The sequence below is a fragment of the Bacillus cereus group sp. N14 genome (genome assembly GCF_016483555.1).
Classification (GTDB): Bacteria; Bacillota; Bacilli; order Bacillales; family Bacillaceae_G; genus Bacillus_A; species Bacillus_A wiedmannii.
In genome coordinates this window covers 1-235 of the sequence record NZ_JAEHBQ010000138.1, presented here as the reverse complement: position 1 = coordinate 235, position 235 = coordinate 1, and the positions used below count along the sequence as shown (strand labels likewise).

The following is a 235-nucleotide window of genomic DNA, read 5'->3' as shown; positions in this document are numbered from 1 at the left end:
TTGGCTTGAATGCCACGTAACCATCTACAGTTTCACTGAAATGGGGCCTACAAACGAAATCAGGAATGTGAGGTACTTTTTCACCACGAGCGAACTCACGGAAGGCTTCGTTTGTAAATACACGAGCAATTTGAATTGCACGGTCTGGACGGAAGTTATAGAAGATAACTGCATCATCATCATTGATTGTTGCAACTGGCGGGTTAGCTTCGTTAACAATTACAGACGGCAATAC

Annotated in this window: 1 pseudogene; it reads right to left on the bottom strand. The window is 43.4% G+C overall.

Annotation, left to right across the window (positions count from 1 at the left end):
* Positions 1-235 (bottom strand): annotated as a pseudogene (locus tag JDS82_RS29445) (2,3-bisphosphoglycerate-independent phosphoglycerate mutase); the annotation flags it as partial.